The organism is Streptomyces sp. NPDC004435 (genome assembly GCF_042873895.1).
In the GTDB taxonomy this organism is placed as follows: Bacteria; Actinomycetota; Actinomycetes; order Streptomycetales; family Streptomycetaceae; genus Streptomyces.
The window spans coordinates 255,368-277,627 of the sequence record NZ_JBIAMB010000002.1 but is presented as its reverse complement, the minus strand read 5'-3'; the positions used below and the strand labels follow the sequence as shown (position 1 = coordinate 277,627).

General features: G+C 69.8%; 20 protein-coding genes. 11 read left to right on the top strand and 9 right to left on the bottom strand.

Going from position 1 to position 22,260, the window contains the following annotated elements; genetic code table 11:
- Positions 1-18 precede the first annotated feature (18 nt).
- From sigM to trxA, 4 genes are all read left to right on the top strand, one after another.
- The gene (gene sigM, locus ACFYT9_RS04485) at positions 19-720 is read left to right on the top strand and encodes an RNA polymerase sigma factor SigM (protein WP_389160889.1); all 702 of its coding nucleotides are present in this window, start codon (positions 19-21) and stop codon (positions 718-720) included.
- Entirely contained in the window at positions 717-1,688 is a 972-nt protein-coding gene (locus tag ACFYT9_RS04480) for a hypothetical protein (RefSeq protein ID WP_389160888.1), read from the top strand. The genes sigM and ACFYT9_RS04480 overlap by 4 nt, the downstream gene beginning before the upstream one ends.
- A gap of 171 nt (positions 1,689-1,859) precedes the next feature.
- On the top strand, positions 1,860-2,825 hold the full coding sequence (trxB, locus tag ACFYT9_RS04475) for a thioredoxin-disulfide reductase (protein WP_387270156.1): 966 nt from the start codon (positions 1,860-1,862) through the stop codon (positions 2,823-2,825).
- A gap of 46 nt (positions 2,826-2,871) precedes the next feature.
- Entirely contained in the window at positions 2,872-3,204 is a 333-nt protein-coding gene (gene trxA / locus ACFYT9_RS04470) for a thioredoxin (protein ID WP_387270155.1), read from the top strand.
- 65 nt (positions 3,205-3,269) lie between these two features.
- On the opposite strand, the gene ACFYT9_RS04465 is transcribed toward trxA, so the two are convergent.
- From ACFYT9_RS04465 to rpmH, 9 genes are all read right to left on the bottom strand, one after another.
- The gene (locus tag ACFYT9_RS04465) at positions 3,270-3,887 is read right to left on the bottom strand and encodes a GNAT family N-acetyltransferase (RefSeq protein WP_376597693.1); all 618 of its coding nucleotides are present in this window, start codon (positions 3,885-3,887) and stop codon (positions 3,270-3,272) included.
- Positions 3,888-4,080: 193 nt separating this feature from the next.
- Positions 4,081-5,145 (bottom strand): ParB/RepB/Spo0J family partition protein, encoded by a 1,065-nt coding sequence (locus ACFYT9_RS04460; protein WP_389160885.1) that lies wholly within the window; start codon positions 5,143-5,145, stop codon positions 4,081-4,083.
- A complete protein-coding gene (locus tag ACFYT9_RS04455; RefSeq protein WP_387277593.1) occupies positions 5,142-6,221 on the bottom strand; it encodes a ParA family protein in 1,080 nt (359 codons plus the stop codon). Before ACFYT9_RS04455 ends, ACFYT9_RS04460 begins: the two co-directional genes overlap by 4 nt.
- A gap of 238 nt (positions 6,222-6,459) precedes the next feature.
- Positions 6,460-7,176, bottom strand: a complete 717-nt coding sequence (gene rsmG, locus ACFYT9_RS04450; protein WP_387277595.1) for a 16S rRNA (guanine(527)-N(7))-methyltransferase RsmG — start codon at positions 7,174-7,176, stop codon at positions 6,460-6,462.
- 126 nt (positions 7,177-7,302) lie between these two features.
- Positions 7,303-7,812: a R3H domain-containing nucleic acid-binding protein gene (locus ACFYT9_RS04445; RefSeq protein WP_282695015.1), complete on the bottom strand. Its 510-nt coding sequence runs from the start codon at positions 7,810-7,812 to the stop codon at positions 7,303-7,305.
- A gap of 31 nt (positions 7,813-7,843) precedes the next feature.
- Positions 7,844-9,136 carry a membrane protein insertase YidC gene (yidC, locus tag ACFYT9_RS04440; protein ID WP_376597700.1) on the bottom strand — a complete coding sequence of 431 codons (1,293 nt, stop codon included), beginning with the start codon at positions 9,134-9,136 and terminating at the stop codon, positions 7,844-7,846.
- Positions 9,137-9,139: 3 nt separating this feature from the next.
- Positions 9,140-9,466 (bottom strand): membrane protein insertion efficiency factor YidD, encoded by a 327-nt coding sequence (gene yidD, locus ACFYT9_RS04435; protein ID WP_389160883.1) that lies wholly within the window; start codon positions 9,464-9,466, stop codon positions 9,140-9,142.
- Positions 9,463-9,834, bottom strand: a complete 372-nt coding sequence (gene rnpA, locus ACFYT9_RS04430; RefSeq protein ID WP_376597701.1) for a ribonuclease P protein component — start codon at positions 9,832-9,834, stop codon at positions 9,463-9,465. Before rnpA ends, yidD begins: the two co-directional genes overlap by 4 nt.
- A gap of 21 nt (positions 9,835-9,855) precedes the next feature.
- Positions 9,856-9,993, bottom strand: a complete 138-nt coding sequence (rpmH, locus tag ACFYT9_RS04425; RefSeq protein WP_015659252.1) for a 50S ribosomal protein L34 — start codon at positions 9,991-9,993, stop codon at positions 9,856-9,858.
- 365 nt (positions 9,994-10,358) lie between these two features.
- On the opposite strand from rpmH, the gene dnaA reads away from it, so the two are divergent.
- The 7 genes from dnaA (at position 10,359) to gyrA (ending at position 22,162) form a co-directional block, all read left to right on the top strand.
- Complete coding sequence (dnaA, locus tag ACFYT9_RS04420; RefSeq protein WP_389160882.1) at positions 10,359-12,194, top strand: chromosomal replication initiator protein DnaA; 1,836 nt, start codon at positions 10,359-10,361, stop codon at positions 12,192-12,194.
- A gap of 960 nt (positions 12,195-13,154) precedes the next feature.
- Complete coding sequence (dnaN, locus tag ACFYT9_RS04415) at positions 13,155-14,285, top strand: DNA polymerase III subunit beta (RefSeq protein ID WP_031003097.1); 1,131 nt, start codon at positions 13,155-13,157, stop codon at positions 14,283-14,285.
- Between the two features lie 181 nt (positions 14,286-14,466).
- The gene (gene gnd / locus ACFYT9_RS04410) at positions 14,467-15,342 is read left to right on the top strand and encodes a phosphogluconate dehydrogenase (NAD(+)-dependent, decarboxylating) (protein WP_200424989.1); all 876 of its coding nucleotides are present in this window, start codon (positions 14,467-14,469) and stop codon (positions 15,340-15,342) included.
- 59 nt (positions 15,343-15,401) lie between these two features.
- Positions 15,402-16,523 carry a DNA replication/repair protein RecF gene (gene recF / locus ACFYT9_RS04405; RefSeq protein WP_376597704.1) on the top strand — a complete coding sequence of 374 codons (1,122 nt, stop codon included), beginning with the start codon at positions 15,402-15,404 and terminating at the stop codon, positions 16,521-16,523.
- On the top strand, positions 16,520-17,077 hold the full coding sequence (locus ACFYT9_RS04400) for a DUF721 domain-containing protein (RefSeq protein ID WP_389160881.1): 558 nt from the start codon (positions 16,520-16,522) through the stop codon (positions 17,075-17,077). Before recF ends, ACFYT9_RS04400 begins: the two co-directional genes overlap by 4 nt.
- 418 nt (positions 17,078-17,495) lie before the next feature.
- Entirely contained in the window at positions 17,496-19,526 is a 2,031-nt protein-coding gene (gyrB, locus tag ACFYT9_RS04395; RefSeq protein WP_376597708.1) for a DNA topoisomerase (ATP-hydrolyzing) subunit B, read from the top strand.
- A 41-nt stretch (positions 19,527-19,567) separates the two neighbouring features.
- Positions 19,568-22,162 (top strand): DNA gyrase subunit A, encoded by a 2,595-nt coding sequence (gene gyrA / locus ACFYT9_RS04390; RefSeq protein WP_389160878.1) that lies wholly within the window; start codon positions 19,568-19,570, stop codon positions 22,160-22,162.
- Positions 22,163-22,260: the final 98 nt, after the last annotated feature.

Here is a 22,260-nt window from a genome sequence, read left to right as displayed (position 1 = left end):
AGGGGAGGGGGCTCACCGTTGGACCGTCCAATAGACGCCGCAGACGACCGGGAACTCCTGGCCCGTCATGTCGCCGGGGACCCGGACGCCTTCGGTGAGCTCGTACGGCGCCACCGCGACCGACTGTGGGCGGTGGCGCTCCGCACCCTGGGGGACCGCGAGGAGGCCGCGGACGCCGTCCAGGACGCCCTCCTCTCGGCCTTCCGGGCCGCCCACACCTTCCGGGGACAGTCGGCCGTCACGACCTGGCTCCACCGCATCACCGTGAACGCCTGCCTGGACCGCGTCCGGAAGAGCGCCAGCCGCCGAACCTCCCCCGTGGACGACACCGAGCGCTTCGAGCAGCTCCTCGAACCGCACGAGTCCGCGGAGGCGCCCGCGGAGCGCGAGGACCTCCACCAACAGCTGCTCGCCGCGCTCGCCACCCTCGCCCCCGACCAGCGCGCCGCGCTCGTCCTCGTCGACATGCAGGGATACCCGGTCGCCGAGGCGGCCGACATCCTCGGTGTGCCCACCGGCACCGTGAAGAGTCGTTGCGCTCGCGGCCGGGCGCGGCTGCTGCCGATGCTCACTCATCTGCGCGCCGACACCGTGGGTAACGAGGGTCCTGAAGGGGGAAGGAACCGGACGCCGGGGGCGTCCGTCCCACCGGTGTCGGAGCCGAGGGAAACCGGACCGACTGATCCAGCTGCTGTGAAGGGCGGAGGTGGGCGCGCGTGACCACGACCGACAAGGCCGACGCAGCACAGCACCCGGACGTCTCGGAGATCTCCGACCTCACGGAAGGGCTGCTCCCTCCGAGCCGCTCCGCGACGATCCGCAAGCACCTCGACGGCTGCGTCCTCTGTGCCGACGTCCGGAGTTCCCTGGAGGAGATCCGCGGACTCCTGGGGACACTCCCCGGCCCGCCGCGCATGCCGGCCGAGATCGCCGGGCGGATCGACGCCGCCCTCGCGGCGGAGGCGCTGCTCGACGCCACCGCCCCGGACCCGGCCCGGCCTGTTTCACGTGAAACCACGGCAGTCTCGGAGAACGGTGCCTCATCGGCAAGCGATGTTTCACGTGAAACATCGCCGTCGGCCGCCACCACCCGGCCCGGCGACGGCCGTACCCCCGCCTCTGCTCGCCCCCACGGGCACCCTCGGGCGACCACCGGACCCGGGCGGGGCCGTACCCGCCACCGCGGGCGCATCGCCGCTCTCGGCGGCCTCGCCGGCACCCTGGTTGCCGCGGTCTGCGCGTACAGCCTCTACGCGCTCACGCAGAACGGCTCCCCGGAGCCGCACGCGGCCAAGGCCGACCCCGCCGCGAGCGCGCCGCTGAGCCCCTTCTCCGGAGAGCCGGTGGAGGAGCGGGTCCAGAGTCTGCTCGCGGACGGCGGCACCGACCGGACCCCCAAGGGCGGTCAGCCCGAGTCGCTCTCGGCCGAGGAGTCGGAGACGGGGAGCCTCGGCACGGCCCAGCGGAACAGTGACGCCGCCCTTCCCGACTGCGTCGTCGCGGGGACCGGCCGTCAGGACGCGGTACTCGCCTCCGATCGTGGCGAGTACGAGGGCGCACCCGCGTACCTCCTCGTCCTCCCGGACCAGGCCGACGGCGACCGCGTGCAGGCGTACGTCGTCTCTTCCACCTGCACCGGCTCCACCCCGGCGCAGCTGCTCCAGACCGCCTCCTACCCGAAGCCCTGAGCGCTCCCCCGCCACCGGACGCCTCGCCGCCCGTCTCATACTCCGTCTCACGCACGCGCCGCGCGGCGCTCTCGGGAATGCTCGCCCCTTAGGATCCGTTGGGTGGGGTGAGAGTGACCGAGACACCGCCCCGTAGGCAGTAGGCAGTCTGCAGAGACGAGGAAGAAACCCGTGAGCGACGTCCGTAACGTGATCATCATCGGCTCCGGGCCCGCGGGTTACACCGCTGCGCTCTACACGGCCCGAGCGTCGCTGAACCCGCTGGTCTTCGAGGGTGCGGTGACCGCCGGTGGCGCCCTGATGAACACCACCGAGGTCGAGAACTTCCCCGGTTTCCGTGACGGCATCATGGGCCCGGACCTGATGGACAACATGCGGGCGCAGGCCGAGCGCTTCGGCGCCGAGCTCGTGCCGGACGACGTCGTCGCCGTGGACCTCACCGGTGACATCAAGACCGTGACCGACACCGCCGGCACCGTGCACCGCGCCAAGGCCGTCATCGTCACCACGGGCTCGCAGCACCGCAAGCTGGGTCTGCCGAACGAGGACACTCTCTCCGGCCGCGGTGTCTCCTGGTGCGCCACGTGCGACGGCTTCTTCTTCAAGGACCAGGACATCGCCGTCGTCGGCGGCGGCGACACCGCGATCGAGGAGGCGACCTTCCTCTCGCGCTTCGCCAAGTCGGTGACGATCGTCCACCGCCGTGACACCCTGCGCGCCTCCAAGGCCATGCAGGAGCGCGCCTTCGCCGACCCGAAGATCAAGTTCGCCTGGGACAACGAGGTGACCGAGATCCACGGCGAGCAGAAGCTCTCCGGTCTCACCCTGCGCAACACCAAGACGGGCGAGACCAGCGCGCTTCCGGTGACCGGTCTCTTCATCGCCGTGGGCCACGACCCGCGGACCGAGCTCTTCAAGGGCCAGCTGGACCTCGACGAGGAGGGCTACCTCAAGGTCGCCGCTCCGTCGACGCGCACCAACCTCACCGGTGTCTTCGGCGCCGGCGACGTCGTCGACCACACCTACCGCCAGGCCATCACGGCCGCCGGCACCGGCTGCTCCGCCGCGCTCGACGCCGAGCGCTTCCTGGCCGCCCTCGCCGACAGCGAGAAGCTGGCCGAGACCCCCGCGGTCTGACCCGAACTCACCCCACCTCACATCCCGCGAAGTTAAGGAGGCCGCCGTGGCCGGCGCCCTGAAGAACGTGACCGACGCTTCCTTCGAAGAGGACGTCCTCAAGAACGACAAGCCCGTCCTGGTGGACTTCTGGGCTGCCTGGTGCGGCCCGTGCCGTCAGATCGCCCCGTCGCTGGAGGCCATCGCCGCCGAGCACGGCGAGATCGAGATCGTGAAGCTCAACATCGACGAGAACCCGGCCACTGCCGCCAAGTACGGCGTCATGTCCATCCCGACGCTCAACGTGTACCAGGGCGGCGAGGTCGTGAAGACCATCGTCGGCGCCAAGCCGAAGGCGGCCATCCTCCGCGACCTGGAGCCCTTCGTCGCGGCGAAGTGACCCCGCGTTGTTTCACGTGAAACGGCCCGTCCCCGCGCTGCGGGGACGGGCCGTTTCCGTCGGAGTCACAGGGGACGCAGAGCCGGTTCCTTCTGCACCGCGCCGAGGAGCCGGTCCAGGGCCATCTCGACGTCCTCCTTCCAGGAGAGCGTCGTCCGCAGTTCCAGGCGGAGACGGGGGAAGGCGTGGTGCGGCCGAACGGTCTTGAAGCCGACCGCGAGCAGGTGATCGGCCGGCAGCACACAAGCCGGTTCCTTCCAGCGCGCGTCGCCGAACGCCTCGATCGCCTTGAAGCCTCGCCGCAGCACGTCCTTGGCCACCGTCTGCACCATCACGCGGCCGAGCCCCTGACCCTGGTACTCCGGCATGATCCAGGCCGTCATCAGCTGCACGGCGTCCGCCGCCACGGGGCTCGTGGGGAAGGCCGTCGACCGCGGCACATAGGCCGGGGGAGCGTAGAGCACGTAGCCGACCGGCACCTCGTCCACGTAGACGACCCGGCCGCAGGAGCCCCACTCCAGCAGGACGGCGGAGATCCACGCCTCCTTCTCCGTCTCCGCGCGGCCGGCCTTCACGGCCGCGTCCCCGCTCACCGGATCGAGCTCCCAGAACACGCAGGAGCGGCAGCGCTTCGGCAGGTGCGGAAGATTGTCCAGCGTGAGCGGTACGAGCCGACGCCCCACGGCTGCCCCTCGCTTCCCTGGCCCTCGGACGGCCACCGAGCACGGATACGCCTCTCGGAATCGTATCCATCGGGGTGTGAGGGCGACACCGCGCACAGACGAAGGGCGGGGAGCGTCCCGGCGATGTCCGGAACACTCCCCGCCCTGTGTCGTCCGCGGGTCGTCTCCGCAGATCTTCGGTGAGAGGAGGGGACTACTCCCCGTCCTCCTCCCACTCCTTCTCGGCCTTCAGCATCCGCTGGACCTTGTCCTCGCCGGGCGCGAGCGTCGTAAGGATCCGGTCGAGGTCCTCCACCGAGGCGAACTCGACGACGATCTTGCCCTTCTGCTGTCCCAGGTCGACCTTCACCCGGGTCTCGAAACGGTCCGAGAGGCGGGAGGCAAGGTCGGAGAAGACCGGCGAGACCCGGGCTCCGGCCCGGGGCTTCTTCGACTTGACGGCGGCCGGCTCGTCGAAGCCCATGAGCCGCACGATCTCCTCGACCGTGCGGACCGACAGACCCTCGGAGACGATCCGCTGCGCCAGCTGGTCCTGGGCCTCCGGGTCCTCCACACCGAGCAGGGCGCGGGCGTGGCCGGCGGAGAGCACTCCGGCGGCCACCCGGCGCTGGACCGCGGGGGAGAGCCGCAGGAGGCGGAGAGTGTTGGAGACCTGCGAGCGGGAGCGCCCGATCCGGTCCGCGAGCTGGTCGTGGGTGCAGCTGAAGTCGGAGAGCAGCTGCTCGTAGGCCGCGGCCTCCTCCAGCGGGTTCAGTTGGGCCCGGTGAAGGTTCTCCAGGAGCGCGTCCAGGAGCATCTTCTCGTCGTCGGTGGCGCGGACGATCGCGGGGATGGTCTGCAGACCGGCTTCGTCGGAAGCCCGCCAGCGCCGCTCGCCCATGATGAGCTCGTAGCGCCCGTCGGCGGTCTCGCGGACGACCACGGGCTGGAGGAGGCCGACCTCCTGGATCGAAGTGACCAGTTCGGCGAGGGCGTCCTCGTCGAAGACCTTCCGCGGCTGCTGCTGGTTGGGCGTGATGTCACCGATCGGGATCTCGGTGAAGTACGCGCCGGCGACCAGGGCCGGCGGGGAGTCCGCCGGCGCCGCCGGGGCGGTCGCGGTCTCGGACTGCGGGGCTCCCTGGGGGAACAGGCGTGCCGCGCCGCTCCCGGGGAGCGTGGAGACGGCGCCGGTCTCCGGCGCCTGCTGGTCCTGGGGGGCACCGGCGAACAGCGCGCCGAGCCCCCGCGGCCCCAGTCCCCTACGTCGGTCGCTCACTGAAGTTCCTCCGCCATGCTGTGCTGGTTGTTCTGGTGCCCCACGCGGCCGTGCTGGTGGGGCTCGTAGTGGACGGCGGCGCCCCGGAAGGCGATCTCGCGCGCCGCTTCGATGTACGACAGGGCTCCGCTGGAGCCGGGGTCGTACGTGATCACGGTCTGGCCGTAGCTGGGCGCCTCGGAGATGCGGACGGACCGCGGGATGCTGGTCCGGAGCACCTCCTTCCCGAAGTGGCTGCGGACCTCCTCGGCGACCTGCGAGGCGAGCCGGGTCCGGCCGTCGTACATGGTCAGCAGAATCGTCGACACGTGAAGCGTCGGGTTGAGGTGTCCGCGGACCAGGTCGACGTTCTTCAGGAGCTGTCCCAGTCCCTCCAGCGCGTAGTACTCGCACTGGATCGGGATCAGCACCTCGGCGCCCGCCACCAGGGCGTTCACCGAGAGCAGGCCCAGGGACGGCGGGCAGTCGATCAGGACGTAGTCCAGAGGCTGCTCGTACGCCTGGATCGCCCGCTGGAGCCGGCTCTCCCGCGCCACCATCGACACCAGCTCGATCTCCGCTCCGGCGAGGTCGATCGTGGCCGGGGCACAGAAGAGACCCTCGACGTCCAGGACCGGCTGGACCACCTCGGAGAGGGGCCTGCTGTCGACGAGGACGTCGTAGATCGAGGGGACGTCGGCGTGGTGGTCGATGCCCAGCGCCGTGGAGGCGTTGCCCTGCGGATCCAGGTCGACGACGAGGACACGGGCGCCGTGCAGCGCCAGGGAGGCGGCCAGGTTGACGGTCGTGGTCGTCTTCCCCACGCCGCCCTTCTGGTTGGCCACCACCATGATGCGGGTCTGCTCGGGACGGGGCAGGCCCTCCCCGGCACGACCCAGGGCCTCTACGGCCAGCTGGGCGGCACGGCCGATCGGGGTGTCGTCCATCGGGGGCGGTGTTTCACGTGAAACATCCTCCCCCGCCGATTCGGTTCGGGGACCGGGGACCGGATCGGTCATCGGTCCCGCGATGTTGGCGTCGGACCGCAAGGATTCACTCTCCTCGGCATCAAGCTCGCGATGGGAAGAGCCTGCCATGCCTGCGGGGTCCTGAACCAGCGAGGTCGGTGGATCTGTGGGTGAATCCACCTCTGTGGAAAACTCCGTAACCCTCGCGGGTGGCTTCACACGGGGTCTGCGGTCCCGGGGGGTGGCAGCCGCGCGCCCGCGGCTGATGATCCCCTGGAGCAGTGAGCGACGTTTCACGTGAAACACGATGCCCCTGCGGCCTTGCCGGGACCGTCCGACACTCCGTAAATACGGACGAATACGACGCTCAGCGGCGTCGACGGGTCTTGCTCGTCCGGGCGGCCTTGGCTCGCTTGGCCGCGAAGCGCACTCCGCCGGGGCTCTCCCCCACCTCGACCCGCACCACGGTGGACATCGGATCGACGATTCCCTCACCGACGTGGTGCACCGAGGTCTCCACGACGCCCAGCTTCGAGAGCGCGGCACGTGCCCCGTCGAGTTCCTCCTCCGCGGTGTCGCCCTTCAGCAGCAGCATCTCGCCGTAGGGACGGAGCAGGGGCACGCCCCAGCCGGCCAGCCGGTCGAGAGGCGCCACCGCACGTGCCGTCACGACGTGGACCGGCGGGACCTTGCCGAGCATCTCCTCGGCGCGGCCCCGTACGACGGTCACGTGGTCGAGGCCGAGCAGCTCCACGACCTCCTGGAGGAAGTTGATCCGGCGCAGCAGCGGCTCCAGGAGCGTGATCTTCAGATCGGGCCGCACCAGGGCCAGCGGAATGCCGGGCAGGCCCGCGCCGGAGCCGACGTCGCAGACCGTCACGCCCTCGGGGACGACCTCGGAGAGCACGGCGCAGTTCAGCAGGTGGCGCTCCCACAGTCGCGGGACCTCACGGGGGCCGATGAGCCCACGCTTCACACCGGCGTCCGCGAGCAGCTCGGCGTACCGCACGGCCTCGGGGAAGTACTCGCCGAAGACCTTCCGTGCCTGCTCGGGCGCCTCGGGGAGCTCCGCTGCCTCCGTCACGGGGACCGTCCTTCCGTACCGCACGCGTACCGTGCGAGCGCGCTGTGGTGGCTGAGTGGCTGAACTATCAGGCTGACAAAGATCGGCCCCGCCTGCGAACAGACGGGGCCGACGCGATGAGGGGGGTCAGGCAGGGAGGACGACGACGAAGCGCTGCGGCTCCTCGCCCTCGGACTCGCTGCGCAGACCGGCGGCGGCGACCGCGTCGTGCACGACCTTGCGCTCGAACGGGGTCATCGGGTCCAGCTTGACCGGCTGGCCGGTGGACTTGACCTCGTCCGCGGCCTTGGCGCCGAGCTGGGCCAGCTCGGTGCGCTTCTGCGCACGGAACCCGGCGATGTCGAGCATCAGTCGGCTGCGGTCACCGGTCTCCCGGTGCACGGCGAGGCGGGTCAGCTCCTGGAGCGCCTCCAGCACCTCGCCGTCGCGGCCCACGAGCTTCTGCAGGTCGCGGCTGCCGGAGTCGCTGATGATCGAGACCGCGGCCCGGTCCGCCTCGACGTCCATGTCGATGTCGCCGTCGAGGTCGGCGATGTCGAGCAGGCCCTCAAGGTAGTCGGCCGCGATCTCACCCTCCTGCTCCAGGCGGGTCAGGGTGTCGCCACCCTCGGCGGCGGAGGTGGTGCCTTCCGTCACGGATGGACTCCTTCTAGCTACGTGGACGCTTCTACTTCTTGGAGGACGGGTGCTTGGGCCGCTGCTGGCCCTTGCGCTGGCGGGAGCCGCCGGAGTTGGCGCGGCTGCGGCCGCCACCCTGCGACCCGCCCTTGGCGGGCGTCTCGGGCTTCTTCTCCAGCGAGGTCTTCGGCTGGGTGTCCTGGGCGTCCTCGCCCGCGGACTCCTCCGCCGTCTCCTCGACGGTCTCGTCGCCCTTGGCCTGCTGGGCGCCGGCCTGGCGCTGGGCCTTGGTCTGGCGCTTGGGCTGCTGCCGCTTGGGGGCGGCGGTGCCCTCGGCCTCGGCGATGGCGGCGTCGCTCTTCACCACGGTGCCGTCGGCCTGGGCGGCGAGGCCGGCCTTGGCGAGGGCACCGATGAAGCGGCGCTCGTTCTCGTTGCGGTCGGAGCCCTTGGCGACGATCGCCTTGACGACGGCCTTGTGGCGGCGGCTGCGGATCTCACCGTGGGCCGTGGCGCTCTTCAGCAGGCGCTGGAGGTAGGAGTCCTGCGCCTTGCTGCCCGGGGTCGGGTTCTGGTTGATCACGTACATCTGCTGGCCCATGGTCCACACGTTGGTGGTCAGCCAGTAGACGAGGACACCGACGGGGAAGTTGATGCCCATGACGGCGAAGATCACCGGGAAGATGTACATGAGCATCTTCTGCTGCTGCATGTACGGGGTCTTCACCGAGAGGTCGACGTTCTTCATCATCAGCTGGCGCTGAGTGAAGAACTGCGAGGCCGACATCAGGACGATCATCACCGCGGTGACGACGCGGACGTCGAGCAGCGTGGCGCCGAGGGCCTCGACCTTCTCCGGGCTGTCCATGAACTTCGCGGCGATCGGCGCACCGAAGATCTTCGCTTCACGGGCGCTGTCGACCAGCGTCTGGTTCATCGCGCCGATCGGCTTGCCCGACGCGATGTTGGACAGCACGTGGTACAGGGCGAAGAAGAACGGCGACTGGGCGAGGATGGGAAGGCACGAGGAGAGCGGGTTGGTGCCCGTCTCCTTGTACAGCTTCATCATCTCTTCGGACTGACGCTGCTTGTCGCTCTTGTAGCGCTCCTGGATGGCCTTCATCTTCGGCTGGAGCGCCTGCATGTTCCGCGTGGCCTTGATCTGCTTCACGAAGAGCGGGATCAGGCAGATGCGGATCAGCACCACCAGGGACACGATCGACAGACCCCAGGCCCAGCCCGTGTCAGGGCCGAAGATCGCCCCGAAGACCTTGTGGAACTGGACGATGATCCATGAGACGGGTGTGGTGATGAAGGCGAACAGACTGGCAATCGTGTCCACTAATCAGGCTCCTTGAGCATTGGGCGAGGTCTCTGCGGCCGGGCTCGTATCGGCGGAGATCCCGCCCTTGTCGCCGCGCAGCGCGTTCCTGAGCATCTCGTGCCAGCGCGGACGCTTCCGCGGGGGGACATGGTCCACTCCGCCGGGCGACCACGGATTGCACCGCAGGATGCGCCAGGCGGTCAGGGCAGTGCCCTTGATCGCGCCATGCCGGTCTATGGCCGTGAATCCGTAGTGGGAACACGACGGGTAGTACCGGCAGACGTCGCCCAGAAGCGGGCTGATCGTCCACTGGTACAGCTTGATGAGGGCGAGGAGCGGGTACTTCATCGCTTGCCCCCTCCCAGCAGCCGCTCCAGCGCGGCGTCCAGGTCTCGGGCCAGGTGGGCGTGGTCGGCGTCACCGGCTCCGGGCAACGCCCGTACGACCACCAGGCTACCGGGGGGCAGCGCGGACAGCCGGTCGCGGACGAGGTGGCGCAGACGACGCTTCACCTGGTTGCGGACGACCGCACCGCCTACGGCCTTGCTCACGACGAAACCCGCACGCGTCGGGGGAGCGCTCTCCCCAGGCGCGTGCGGGTCCGTTGCACCGCTACGTAGGTGGACGACGAGGAGTGGGCGACCGGCCCGGCGTCCTCGACGTACCGCGGTTGCGAAGTCCTCGCGCCGCCTCAGCCGATTCTCGGTAGGCAGCACGTCATGACCTGTTTAGGTGGATCAGGCGGACAGGCTCGCGCGACCCTTGGCGCGGCGGTTCGCCAGGATGGCGCGGCCGGCACGGGTACGCATGCGCAGGCGGAAGCCGTGGGTCTTCGCGCGACGACGGTTGTTCGGCTGGAAGGTGCGCTTGCTCACTCGGGGGCTCCAGAAATGATTCGGGTGGTGGCGGGACATCGCCTGGCTGTCACCGTGCGCCCACGAGTAGCTCGCATACGCTCGAGTGCACCGCTACGCGATCACGGAAAGTGATCTTTGCCCATCGGAGGCAGGCGGCAGCAGCCATCGACAACTCGACCTGGTTACGGTACGCGCGGTTACGCCATCCGGTCAAACCGACCCGTCGCTGGCCCCCATTGTGCACAGGCTGTGGACAACAACTTGAACCACGTCAGCCGCCACGACTACCGTGGCTGGACTCGACTATCTCTTCCGTTCTGTTCTTACTGTCCTTGTCGTCCCGAGAACCACACATTGGTGGGACCTGCGAGAAAGCGTGCCCTGTGGCTGACGTACCTGCTGATCTTGCCGCAGTGTGGCCACGCGTGCTCGACCAGCTGCTCGGAGAAGGACAGCAGGGCATCGAGCCCAAGGACAAGCAGTGGATCGAGCGGTGCCAGCCGCTCGCCCTCGTCGCGGACACGGCACTGCTCGCCGTCCCCAACGAATGGGGCAAGCGGGTCCTGGAGGGCCGGCTGGCCCCGCTGATCAGCGAGACCCTCAGCCGCGAGTGCGGCCGCCCGATCCGGATCGCGATCACCGTCGACGACTCCGTGGGCGAGCCCCCGGTGCCCTCCCCCGGCCGGCCGCCGCAGCCGCGCTACGACGAGCGCCCGCAGCCGGAGCCGTACGAGAAGTACGAGGGGTACGGCCACCGCCCGCTTCCCGACGACGGGCTGCCCACCGCGCGCCCGGCCTACCCGGACTACCAGCAGCCGCCGCGCCCCGAGCCGGGCGCCTGGCCGCGGTCCCAGGAGGACCTCTCCTGGCAGCAGCCGCGCCTCGGCGGTTTCCCCGAGCGCGCCCCCTACACCGGCCCGGCCGCCCCGGACCAGTCCGGGCGCCCGCGGTACGACGAGCCCTCGCGCGGCTACGAGCAGCCGCAGCGGCCCGAGCGCGCCGACCTGCCCGAGCCCTCGGGGGCCGGTCCGCGGCCCGGTCCCGGGCACGGACACGGCGGTCCGGGACACGGTGGTCCCGGACACGGTCAGGGCGTGGGCGGTCAGGGCGTGGGGCCCGGCATCGGCCAGGGCTCCCTCGGCGGTACCGGCGCGGGCGGCGGCTCCGGTGCCGGATCCGGCGAGCAGCACGCGCGGCTGAACCCGCGGTACCTCTTCGACACCTTCGTGATCGGTTCCTCGAACCGCTTCGCGCACGCCGCCGCGGTCGCGGTGGCCGAGGCGCCCGCGAAGGCATACAACCCCCTCTTCATCTACGGGGAGTCGGGGCTCGGCAAGACGCACCTGCTGCACGCCATCGGGCACTACGCGCGGAGCCTCTACCCCGGCACGCGCGTGCGGTACGTGAGCTCGGAGGAGTTCACCAACGAGTTCATCAACTCGATCCGCGACGGCAAGGGCGACGCCTTCCGCAAGCGCTACCGCGACGTGGACATCCTGCTCGTCGACGACATCCAGTTCCTCGCGAGCAAGGAGTCGACGCAGGAGGAGTTCTTCCACACCTTCAACACGCTCCACAACGCGAACAAGCAGATCGTGCTCTCCTCCGACCGGCCGCCCCGGCAGCTGGTGACCCTGGAGGACCGGCTGCGGAACCGCTTCGAGTGGGGACTCACCACCGACGTGCAGCCGCCCGAGCTGGAGACGCGCATCGCGATCCTCCGCAAGAAGGCGGTGCAGGAGCAGCTGAACGCCCCGCCGGAGGTGCTGGAGTTCATCGCCTCCCGGATCTCGCGGAACATCCGTGAGCTGGAGGGCGCGCTGATCCGGGTGACGGCCTTCGCGAGCCTCAACCGGCAGCCGGTGGACCTGGGACTGACCGAGATCGTCCTCAAGGACTTGATCCCGGGCGGCGAGGACTCGTCCCCCGAGATCACGGCGCCGGCCATCATGGCGGCCACGGCCGACTACTTCGGGCTGACGGTGGAGGATCTCTGCGGTTCCTCGCGCAGCCGGGTGCTGGTGACGGCACGCCAGATCGCCATGTACCTGTGCCGCGAGCTCACGGACCTGTCGCTGCCGAAGATCGGCGCGCAGTTCGGCGGCCGGGACCACACGACGGTGATGCACGCGGACCGGAAGATCCGGGCCCTGATGGCGGAGCGGCGCTCCATCTACAACCAGGTCACCGAGCTGACCAACCGCATCAAGAACGGCTGACCCGCCTCCGTACGGCCTTCCTACGGCCTCCGTACGGCCTTCCAGGGCGCTTCGGGACACCTTCCCGGGGCGCCCTTCGGCGTTCCTGGAGCCGGTCGGGGCCGGCGGAGGGGCTGACGGACGGGTCCTCGGGACCGTCTTGGGACGCCCTCGGGACCGCCTCAGAACCACCTCGGGACCGCCTCTGGGGCGGTGCCGGGCCGCCATCGGGCGGCGTGCGGGCGCCATGACCCGGACGGCCGTGTTCGATTACTCCGTTCCGGTGGCGGGTTCTCCACAGATTGGGGGATGATCTCCCGTCCACAGGGTGGGGACTGTCGAGTTATCCGGATTGTGTCCACAGGCTGGGCTGGTGACAGGCCATCACCCCAGTTCAGAGGGGTGTGGATTTGTTGGCAAACGATCTCCACAGGCTGTGGATGAATCCTTCATCCACAGGGGGCCCGGAAGGTTGTCCACCGGCTGCCCACAGGGGTGGGCCGGTTGCCCACAGCTTCTCCACACCGCTGTCCACTGTTCGGCAACACAACACCCCCACTCACCGGCTGGAGTGAAAGGCGTCACACCAAGGGAGACGTTTGGGCTGTGGGGAACCTGGGGAAAGCTGGGGACAGCACTGGGGAGAACTACGCCTCGCCTGTGTATCGGGTGTGCAGAACTTTCGGGTGTCCACAGAGAACCGTGGTTTTCCACGGGTTCCACCCACAGGGGCAGTGGACAAAAAACCGGGTCTGACCTGCGTGGACGGCGTTATCCACGGTTTCCACAGGCCCTACTACTACTGCCACTCATAGTTAGCTCGGAATCCGCTTTGAAGCGGGGCCTGTGCACAACTCGGCGCCGGAGCCCCGACCCGCTCTCGTCGCGACTTGACCCCGAGCCGCACCGAGTGTCGGCGGCGTACGTCAGACTGGATCCCGCAGTCGACGTAGAGCCAGCAACAAGCAGGAGGCGGTTCCGGTGAAGATCCGGGTGGAGCGCGACGTACTTGCCGAGGCGGTGGCCTGGGTGGCCCGCAGCCTCCCGGCCCGTCCGCCGGCGCCCGTGCTCGCGGGCCTGCTGCTGAAGGCCGAGGACGGCGCGCTCAGCTTCTCCAGCTTCGACTACGAGGTCTCCGCCCGCGTCTCCGTCGAGGCGGAGGTCGAGGAGGACGGCACCGTCCTCGTCTCCGGCCGCCTCCTCGCCGACATCTGCCGCGCCCTCCCCAACCGTCCGGTGGAGATCTCCACAGACGGTGTACGGGCCACCGTCGTCTGCGGCTCGTCGCGCTTCACCCTCCACACCCTTCCTGTGGAGGAGTACCCGGCGCTGCCGGAGATGCCCACCGCGACCGGCACCGTCCCCGGCGAGGTCTTCGCCGCCGCGGCGGCCCAGGTGGCCATCGCCGCCGGCCGCGACGACACCCTGCCCGTCCTCACCGGTGTGCGCATCGAGATCGAGGGCGACACGGTCACCCTGGCCTCCACCGACCGCTACCGCTTCGCCGTCCGCGAGTTCCTGTGGAAGCCGGAGTCCCCGGACGCCTCCGCGGTCGCCCTGGTGCCCGCGAAGACCCTCCTGGACACCGCCAAGGCGCTCACCAGCGGCGACACGGTCACCCTCGCGCTCTCCGGCTCCGGCAAGGGCGAGGGCCTCATCGGCTTCGAGGGCGCGGGCCGCCGCACCACCACCCGCCTGCTCGAGGGCGACCTGCCGAAGTACCGCACGCTCTTCCCCACCGAGTTCAACTCGGTCGCGGTGATCGAGACCGCCCCCTTCGTGGAGGCCGTCAAGCGCGTGGCCCTGGTCGCCGAGCGCAACACGCCGGTCCGCCTCAGCTTCGAGCAGGGCGTGCTCATCCTGGAGGCCGGTTCCAGCGACGACGCACAGGCTGTGGAGCGGGTCGACGCCCAGCTGGACGGCGACGACATCTCGATCGCCTTCAACCCGACCTTCCTGCTGGACGGCCTGAGCGCGATCGACTCCCCGGTCGCACAGCTCTCCTTCACGACCTCCACCAAGCCGGCCCTGCTGAGCGGCCGCCCGGCCGTGGACGCGGAGGCGGACGACGCCTACAAGTACCTGATCATGCCGGTGCGGCTGAGCGGCTGACGCCCTCCGCTCGGGGAGCCGAGGACCGCTCCCCGAGCGGCGCGGTACGCGGTTGCGGCCGAGCGGCTGACCTGCGCGCGTGGGCGTCGACTGAGCGGCTGACCCCACAGGTGTGCGGCCGGGTCCGGGCGTAGGCTCGGACCCGGGTAGGAACCGCACACGACGCTTAAGGAACACTCTGATGGAGCTCGGTCTCGTCGGTCTCGGCAAGATGGGCGGCAACATGCGCGAGCGCATCCGCCGCGCAGGCCACACCGTCATCGGATACGACCGCAACCCGGACCTCGCCGATGTCCACAGCCTCGAAGAGCTTGTGGGCAAGCTCAAGGGTCCGCGCGTCGTGTGGGTCATGGTCCCCGCCGGTGCGGCGACCCAGTCCACCGTCGACGAGCTGGCGGAGCTGCTCTCCCCCGGCGACATCGTGGTGGACGGCGGGAACTCCCGCTGGACCGACGACGAGAAGCACGCCGAGGAGCTCGCCGCCAAGGGCATCGGCTTCGTCGACTGCGGCGTCTCCGGCGGCGTCTGGGGCCTGGAGAACGGCTACGCGCTGATGTACGGCGGCTCCGCCGAGGACGTCGCGAAGGTCCAGCCGATCTTCGACGCGCTCAAGCCCGAGGGCCCCTACGGTGCCGTCCACGCCGGCAAGGTCGGCGCGGGCCACTTCGCGAAGATGGTCCACAACGGCATCGAGTACGCCATGATGCAGGCCTACGCCGAGGGCTGGGAGCTGCTGGAGAAGGTCGACTCCGTGGAGAACGTCCGCGAGATCTTCCGCTCCTGGCAGGAGGGCACGGTCATCCGTTCCTGGCTGCTCGACCTCGCGGTCAACGCCCTCGACGAGGACGAGCACCTGGACCAGCTGCGCGGCTACGCGTCGGACTCCGGCGAGGGCCGGTGGACCGTCGAGGCCGCCATCGACAACGCCGTACCGCTCCCGGCGATCACCGCGTCGCTGTTCGCGCGGTTCGCGTCCCGTCAGGACGACTCGCCGCAGATGAAGATGATCGCCGCGCTGCGCAACCAGTTCGGCGGCCACGCGGTCGAGAAGAAGTAGCAATCCACAGGCTGTGCACCACCCGGTGCACAGCGACCGGGGGAAGGCCGGCGCCCACCATGCACGTCACGCATCTCTCGCTGGCCGACTTCCGCTCGTACGCCCGGGCCGAGGTACCCCTCGACCCGGGCGTCACCGCGTTCGTGGGGGCCAACGGCCAGGGCAAGACCAATCTCGTCGAGGCCGTCGGCTACCTCGCGACCCTCGGCAGCCACCGCGTCGCGTCCGACGCGCCGCTGGTCCGGATGGGGGCCGAGCGCGCCGTCATCCGGGCGGCCGTCACCCAGGGCGAGCGCTCCCAGCTGGTCGAGCTGGAGCTCAACCCGGGCCGCGCCAACCGCGCCCGCATCAACAGGTCCTCGCAGGTCAGACCCCGTGACGTGCTCGGCATCGTGCGGACCGTGCTGTTCGCGCCCGAGGACCTGTCGCTGATCAAGGGCGACCCCGGCGAGCGCCGGCGCTTCCTCGACGAACTGATCACGGCGCGCGCGCCGCGCATGGCCGGCGTGCGCTCCGACTACGAGCGGGTGCTGAAGCAGCGGAACACCCTGCTGAAGTCCGCCGCCATGGCCCGCCGCCACGGCGGCCGGGGCATGGACCTGTCCACGCTCGACGTCTGGGACCAGCACCTGGCCCGGGCCGGCGCCGAGCTGCTCGCCCAGCGGCTCGACCTCGTCCACACCCTCCAGCCGCTCGCGGACAAGGCGTACGAACAGCTCGCGCCCGGAGGCGGACCGATTCTGCTGGAGTACCGGTCCTCCGCCCCCGGCACCGGACAGAGCCGCGAGGAGCTGTACGAGCAGCTGATCGCCGCCCTCGCCGAGGTCCGCAAGCAGGAGATCGAGCGCGGGGTCACCCTCGTCGGCCCGCACCGCGACGAGCTGCTGCTGCGCCTCGGCGACCTGCCGGCCAAGGGGTACGCGAGCCACGGCGAGTCCTGGTCGTACGCGCTGGCGCTCCGCCTCGCCTCGTACGACCTGCTGCGTTCCGAGGGCAACGAGCCGGTCCTCGTCCTCGACGACGTCTTCGCCGAGCTGGACGCGCGCCGGCGCGAGCGGCTGGCGGAGCTGGTGGCCCACGGCGAGCAGGTCCTGGTGACCGCGGCGGTGGACGACGACGTCCCGGGCGTCCTGGCCGGGACGCGGTACAGCGTGACCGGAGGGACGGTGGAGCGCGTATGAGCGGCGACGGCGAAACTTCCCCACAGCCTGTGGACAAGCCCGCGGCCCCCGAGCCCTCGGGCGTGGACCTCGCCCGGGTCGCGCTGCGCGCCGCCAAGGAGCAGGCACGCGCGCGTGGCGCGGCCGCGCAGCAGCAGAAGCAGGCCCGGCGCGGCGGCCTGCGCTCCGGCGCGCGCGCCGACGGGCGCGACCCGATGGCGCTCGGCTCCGCGATCAACCGGCTGCTTGCCGAGCGCGGCTGGGAGACGCCGGCGGCCGTCGGCGGGGTGATGGGCCGCTGGCCGCAGATCGTCGGCGAGGACCTGGCCAAGCACTGCGTACCGGTGAAGTACGAGGAGGAGCCGGACGCGCGCGTGCTGACCGTGCAGTGCGACTCGACGGCGTGGGCGACGCAGCTGCGGCTGCTGGCGCCGACGCTGGTCGCGCGGCTCAACGAGGACCTGGGGCACGGGACGGTACGGCTGATCAAGGTCCTCGGGCCCGGGGCGGGGGCGCGGCGGTACGGGCCGCTGCGCGCGCCGGGGTCCGTCGGACCCGGGGACACGTACGGCTGAGCCGGTACGGGCACGGCCGCCGGGAGCGCGGGTCCGAGCGGTCGAGCGCTGTCACGCGGGTACGAGCAGGCGGACGCCGTCGCGCGGGTCCGAGCGGGCGGGTGCCGTCGCAGGTACGAGCAGGTGGGCGCTGTCACGCGGGGGTTGTGGCCCCGAGTTCGGCCCGGGTGGACACCCGCCCGCGGCCGGGCGGCACTACCCGTCACCGCCCGAAGCGCTAGGTGGCCGTCAGAGGCCCCTGGAGACCCTGTCCGGATATGGGGAGTCGTCTCGGGGGCGCCGAGGGCGGCACATGCGCATTCAGGTACCCGCAAACCCCCATGACTGTCGGCGGTACCGGTAGACTGGAAGACAATCCCGCCACACTGCGGAACTGTCGAACGACGCAGCCGGCTCCCCTATGCCCGGAGCACGGCCTGTGCTGTGCCAGAAAGGGCGCTTCGTGGCCGATTCCGGCAACCCCAACGAGAACAACCAGTACACCGCCAGCAACATCCAGGTCCTCGAGGGCCTGGATGCGGTGCGCAAGCGCCCCGGTATGTACATCGGCTCGACCGGTGAGCGCGGCCTGCACCACATGGTGCAGGAGGTCGTCGACAACTCTGTCGACGAGGCCCTGGCCGGCCACGCGGACACCATCGACGTGACGATCCTGGCCGACGGCGGAGTCCGCGTCGTCGACAACGGCCGCGGCATCCCCGTCGGCATCGTCGAGTCCGAGGGCAAGCCGGCCGTCGAGGTCGTGCTGACGGTCCTCCACGCGGGCGGCAAGTTCGGCGGCGGCGGCTACGCGGTCTCCGGCGGTCTGCACGGCGTCGGCGTCTCCGTCGTCAACGCCCTCTCCACCAAGGTCTCGGTGGAGATCAAGACCGACGGCCACCGCTGGACCCAGGACTACAAGATGGGCGCCCCGACCGCGCCCCTGGCGCAGCACGAGGCGACCGACGAGACCGGCACCACGGTCACGTTCTGGTCCGACCCCGACATCTTCGAGACGGTCGAGTACTCCTTCGAGACGCTCTCCCGCCGCTTCCAGGAGATGGCCTTCCTCAACAAGGGCCTGACGATCACGCTCACCGACGAGCGCGAGTCCGCCAAGGCCACGGTCGGCGCCGACGACCCTGACGCCGAGGCCTCCGACGAGCAGGTCGCCCGCACGGTGAAGTACCACTACGAGGGCGGCATCGTCGACTTCGTGAAGTACCTCAACTCGCGCAAGGGCGAGCTGGTCAACCCGACCGTCATCGACATCGAGGCCGAGGACAAGGAGCGCCTGCTCTCCGCCGAGATCGCGATGCAGTGGAACTCGTCGTACAGCGAGGGTGTGTACTCCTTCGCCAACACGATCCACACCCACGAGGGCGGTACCCACGAGGAGGGCTTCCGCGCCGCGCTGACGACGCTCGTCAACAAGTACGCGCGCGAGAAGAAGCTGCTCCGCGAGAAGGACGACAACCTCACCGGCGACGACATCCGCGAGGGTCTGACCGCGATCATCTCGGTCAAGATCGGCGAGCCGCAGTTCGAGGGCCAGACCAAGACCAAGCTGGGCAACACCGAGGCGAAGACCTTCGTCCAGAAGGTCGTCCACGAGCACCTGACGGACTGGTTCGACCGGAACCCGAACGAGGCCGCGGACATCATCCGCAAGGGCATCCAGGCCGCCACCGCGCGCGTGGCCGCCCGCAAGGCCCGCGACCTCACCCGCCGCAAGGGCCTCCTGGAGTCGGCCTCCCTCCCGGGCAAGCTCTCCGACTGCCAGTCGAACGACCCCACCAAGTGCGAGATCTTCATCGTCGAGGGTGACTCCGCCGGCGGCTCCGCCAAGTCCGGCCGGAACCCGATGTACCAGGCCATCCTGCCGATCCGCGGCAAGATCCTGAACGTCGAGAAGGCCCGGATCGACAAGATCCTCCAGAACACCGAGGTCCAGGCGCTGATCTCGGCCTTCGGCACCGGGGTCCACGAGGACTTCGACATCGAGAAGCTCCGCTATCACAAGATCATCCTGATGGCGGACGCCGACGTCGACGGCCAGCACATCAACACCCTGCTGCTGACCTTCCTCTTCCGCTTCATGCGGCCGCTGATCGAGCACGGGCACGTGTACCTCTCCCGCCCGCCGCTCTACAAGATCAAGTGGGGTCGGGACGACTTCGAGTACGCCTACTCGGACCGCGAGCGCGACGCGCTGGTCGAGCTGGGCAAGCAGAACGGCAAGCGGATCAAGGAAGACTCGATCCAGCGCTTCAAGGGTCTCGGCGAGATGAACGCCGAGGAGCTGCGCGTCACCACCATGGACGTCGAGCACCGCGTGCTCGGCCAGGTCACCCTGGACGACGCCGCCCAGGCCGACGACCTGTTCTCGGTGCTGATGGGCGAGGACGTCGAGGCACGGCGCTCCTTCATCCAGCGCAACGCCAAGGACGTTCGCTTCCTCGACATCTGAGTCGGTCTCAGCTGACCGTACGAAAGGACTGACGACCAGCAATGGCCGACGAGAACCCCCCCGTGACCACCGAAGAAGAAGAGCCGGTGCTGCGCATCGAGCCCGTCGGGCTCGAGACCGAGATGCAGCGCTCGTACCTCGACTACGCGATGTCCGTCATCGTGTCCCGCGCGCTGCCCGACGTGCGCGACGGCCTCAAGCCCGTCCACCGGCGCGTGCTGTACGCGATGTACGACGGCGGCTACCGGCCCGAGAAGGGCTTCTACAAGTGCGCCCGCGTCGTCGGCGACGTCATGGGTACGTACCACCCGCACGGCGACTCCTCCATCTACGACGCGCTGGTCCGCCTGGCCCAGCCGTGGTCGATGCGGATGCCGCTCGTCGACTCCAACGGCAACTTCGGCTCCCCGGGCAACGACCCCGCCGCCGCCATGCGCTACACCGAGTGCAAGTTGGCGCCGCTGTCGATGGAGATGGTCCGCGACATCGACGAGGAGACCGTCGACTTCACGGACAACTACGACGGCCGCAACCAGGAGCCGACGGTCCTCCCGGCCCGTTTCCCGAACCTCCTGGTCAACGGTTCCGCCGGCATCGCGGTCGGCATGGCGACCAACATCCCGCCGCACAACCTCCGCGAGGTCGCCGAGGGCGCCCAGTGGTACCTGGCCCACCCCGAGGCCGGCCACGAGGAGCTGCTCGACGCGCTCATCGAGCGCATCAAGGGCCCCGACTTCCCGACCGGCGCGCTCGTCGTCGGCCGCAAGGGCATCGAGGAGGCGTACCGCACCGGCCGCGGCTCCATCACGATGCGCGCGGTCGTCGAGGTCGAGGAGATCCAGAACCGCCAGTGCCTGGTGGTCACGGAGCTCCCGTACCAGACCAACCCGGACAACCTCGCGCAGAAGATCGCCGACCTGGTGAAGGACGGCAAGATCGGCGGCATCGCCGACGTCCGCGACGAGACCTCGTCCCGGACCGGACAGCGCCTGGTCATCGTGCTCAAGCGGGACGCCGTCGCCAAGGTCGTCCTGAACAACCTGTACAAGCACACCGACCTTCAGACGAACTTCGGCGCCAACATGCTGGCGCTCGTCGACGGCGTGCCGCGCACCCTCTCCCTGGACGCGTTCATCCGGCACTGGGTGACGCACCAGATCGAGGTCATCGTCCGCCGGACGAAGTTCCGGCTGCGCAAGGCCGAGGAGCGCGCCCACATCCTGCGCGGCCTCCTCAAGGCCCTCGACGCCATCGACGAGGTCATCGCCCTCATCCGCCGCAGCGACACGGTCGAGGTGGCCCGCGAGGGCCTCATGGGGCTCCTCCAGATCGACGAGATCCAGGCCAACGCGATCCTGGAGATGCAGCTCCGCCGGCTCGCCGCCCTGGAGCGCCAGAAGATCCTCGCCGAGCACGACGAGCTCCAGGCGAAGATCAACGAGTACAACGCGATCCTCGCCTCGCCGGAGAAGCAGCGGACCATCGTCAGCGAGGAACTGGCCGCGCTCGTCGACAAGTTCGGCGACGACCGCCGCTCCAAGCTGGTGCCCTTCGACGGTGACATGTCCATCGAGGACCTCATCGCCGAGGAGGACATCGTCGTCACCATCACGCGTGGCGGCTATGTGAAGCGGACCAAGACCGAGGACTACCGCTCGCAGAAGCGCGGCGGCAAGGGCGTGCGCGGGACCAAGCTGAAGCAGGACGACATCGTCGACCACTTCTTCGTCTCCACCACCCACCACTGGCTGCTCTTCTTCACCAACAAGGGCCGGGTCTACCGGGCCAAGGCGTACGAGCTGCCGGACGCCGGCCGGGACGCGCGCGGCCAGCACGTGGCCAACCTGCTGGCCTTCCAGCCGGACGAGCAGATCGCCCAGATCCTGGCGATCCGCGACTACGAGGCCGCGCCGTACCTGGTCCTCGCCACCCGCTCCGGCCTGGTCAAGAAGACCGCGCTCAAGGACTACGACTCCCCGCGCTCGGGCGGCGTCATCGCCATCAACCTGCGCGAGCGGGAGGACGGTAGCGACGACGAGCTGATCGGCGCCGAGCTGGCCTCCGCCGAGGACGACCTGCTGCTGATCTCCAAGAAGGCGCAGTCGATCCGCTTCACCGCCACGGACGACGCGCTGCGCCCGATGGGACGCGCCACTTCGGGTGTCAAAGGCATGAGTTTCCGCGAGGACGACGAACTGCTCTCGATGAATGTCGTCCGGCCCGGTACGTTCGTCTTCACCGCGACGGACGGCGGGTACGCCAAGCGCACCCCCGTCGACGAGTACCGCGTCCAGGGCCGCGGCGGCCTCGGCATCAAGGCCGCCAAGATCGTGGAGGACCGCGGCTCGCTCGTGGGCGCGCTGGTGGTCGAGGGGACCGACGAGATCCTCGCCATCACGCTGTCCGGCGGTGTGATTCGCACGCGAGTCAACGAAGTCAGGGAGACCGGCCGTGACACCATGGGCGTCCAGCTGATCAACCTGGGCAAGCGCGATGCCGTCGTCGGCATCGCACGGAACGCCGAGGCCGGCAGCGAGGACGAAGAGGTCGACGACGCCGAGGGTGCCATCGAGGCATCCGAGGCCGAGGCATCGGTCGAGGGCACGGAGCCTGCGACCGGGGATCACGAGGAGTAGAGCGTGAGTGGAGCCACGGGCGCCGGATCGGCGGCTGCCGGAGCTTCTGCAGGTGCTGGAGCGCACGGCGCCCGTGGCTCGGCCACGGACTCCCAGGG

Bases quoted from the DNA above. Each gene is read 5' to 3' on its own strand.
- ACFYT9_RS04455 (WP_387277593.1), bottom strand. From the start codon at position 6,221: ATGGCAGGCTCTTCCCATCGCGAGCTTGATGCCGAGGAGAGTGAATCC.
- yidD (WP_389160883.1), bottom strand. From the start codon at position 9,466: ATGAAGTACCCGCTCCTCGCCCTCATCAAGCTGTACCAGTGGACGATC.
- gnd (WP_200424989.1), top strand. From the start codon at position 14,467: ATGGAGCTCGGTCTCGTCGGTCTCGGCAAGATGGGCGGCAACATGCGC.
- recF (WP_376597704.1), top strand. From the start codon at position 15,402: ATGCACGTCACGCATCTCTCGCTGGCCGACTTCCGCTCGTACGCCCGG.
- ACFYT9_RS04400 (WP_389160881.1), top strand. From the start codon at position 16,520: ATGAGCGGCGACGGCGAAACTTCCCCACAGCCTGTGGACAAGCCCGCG.
- gyrA (WP_389160878.1), top strand. From the start codon at position 19,568: ATGGCCGACGAGAACCCCCCCGTGACCACCGAAGAAGAAGAGCCGGTG.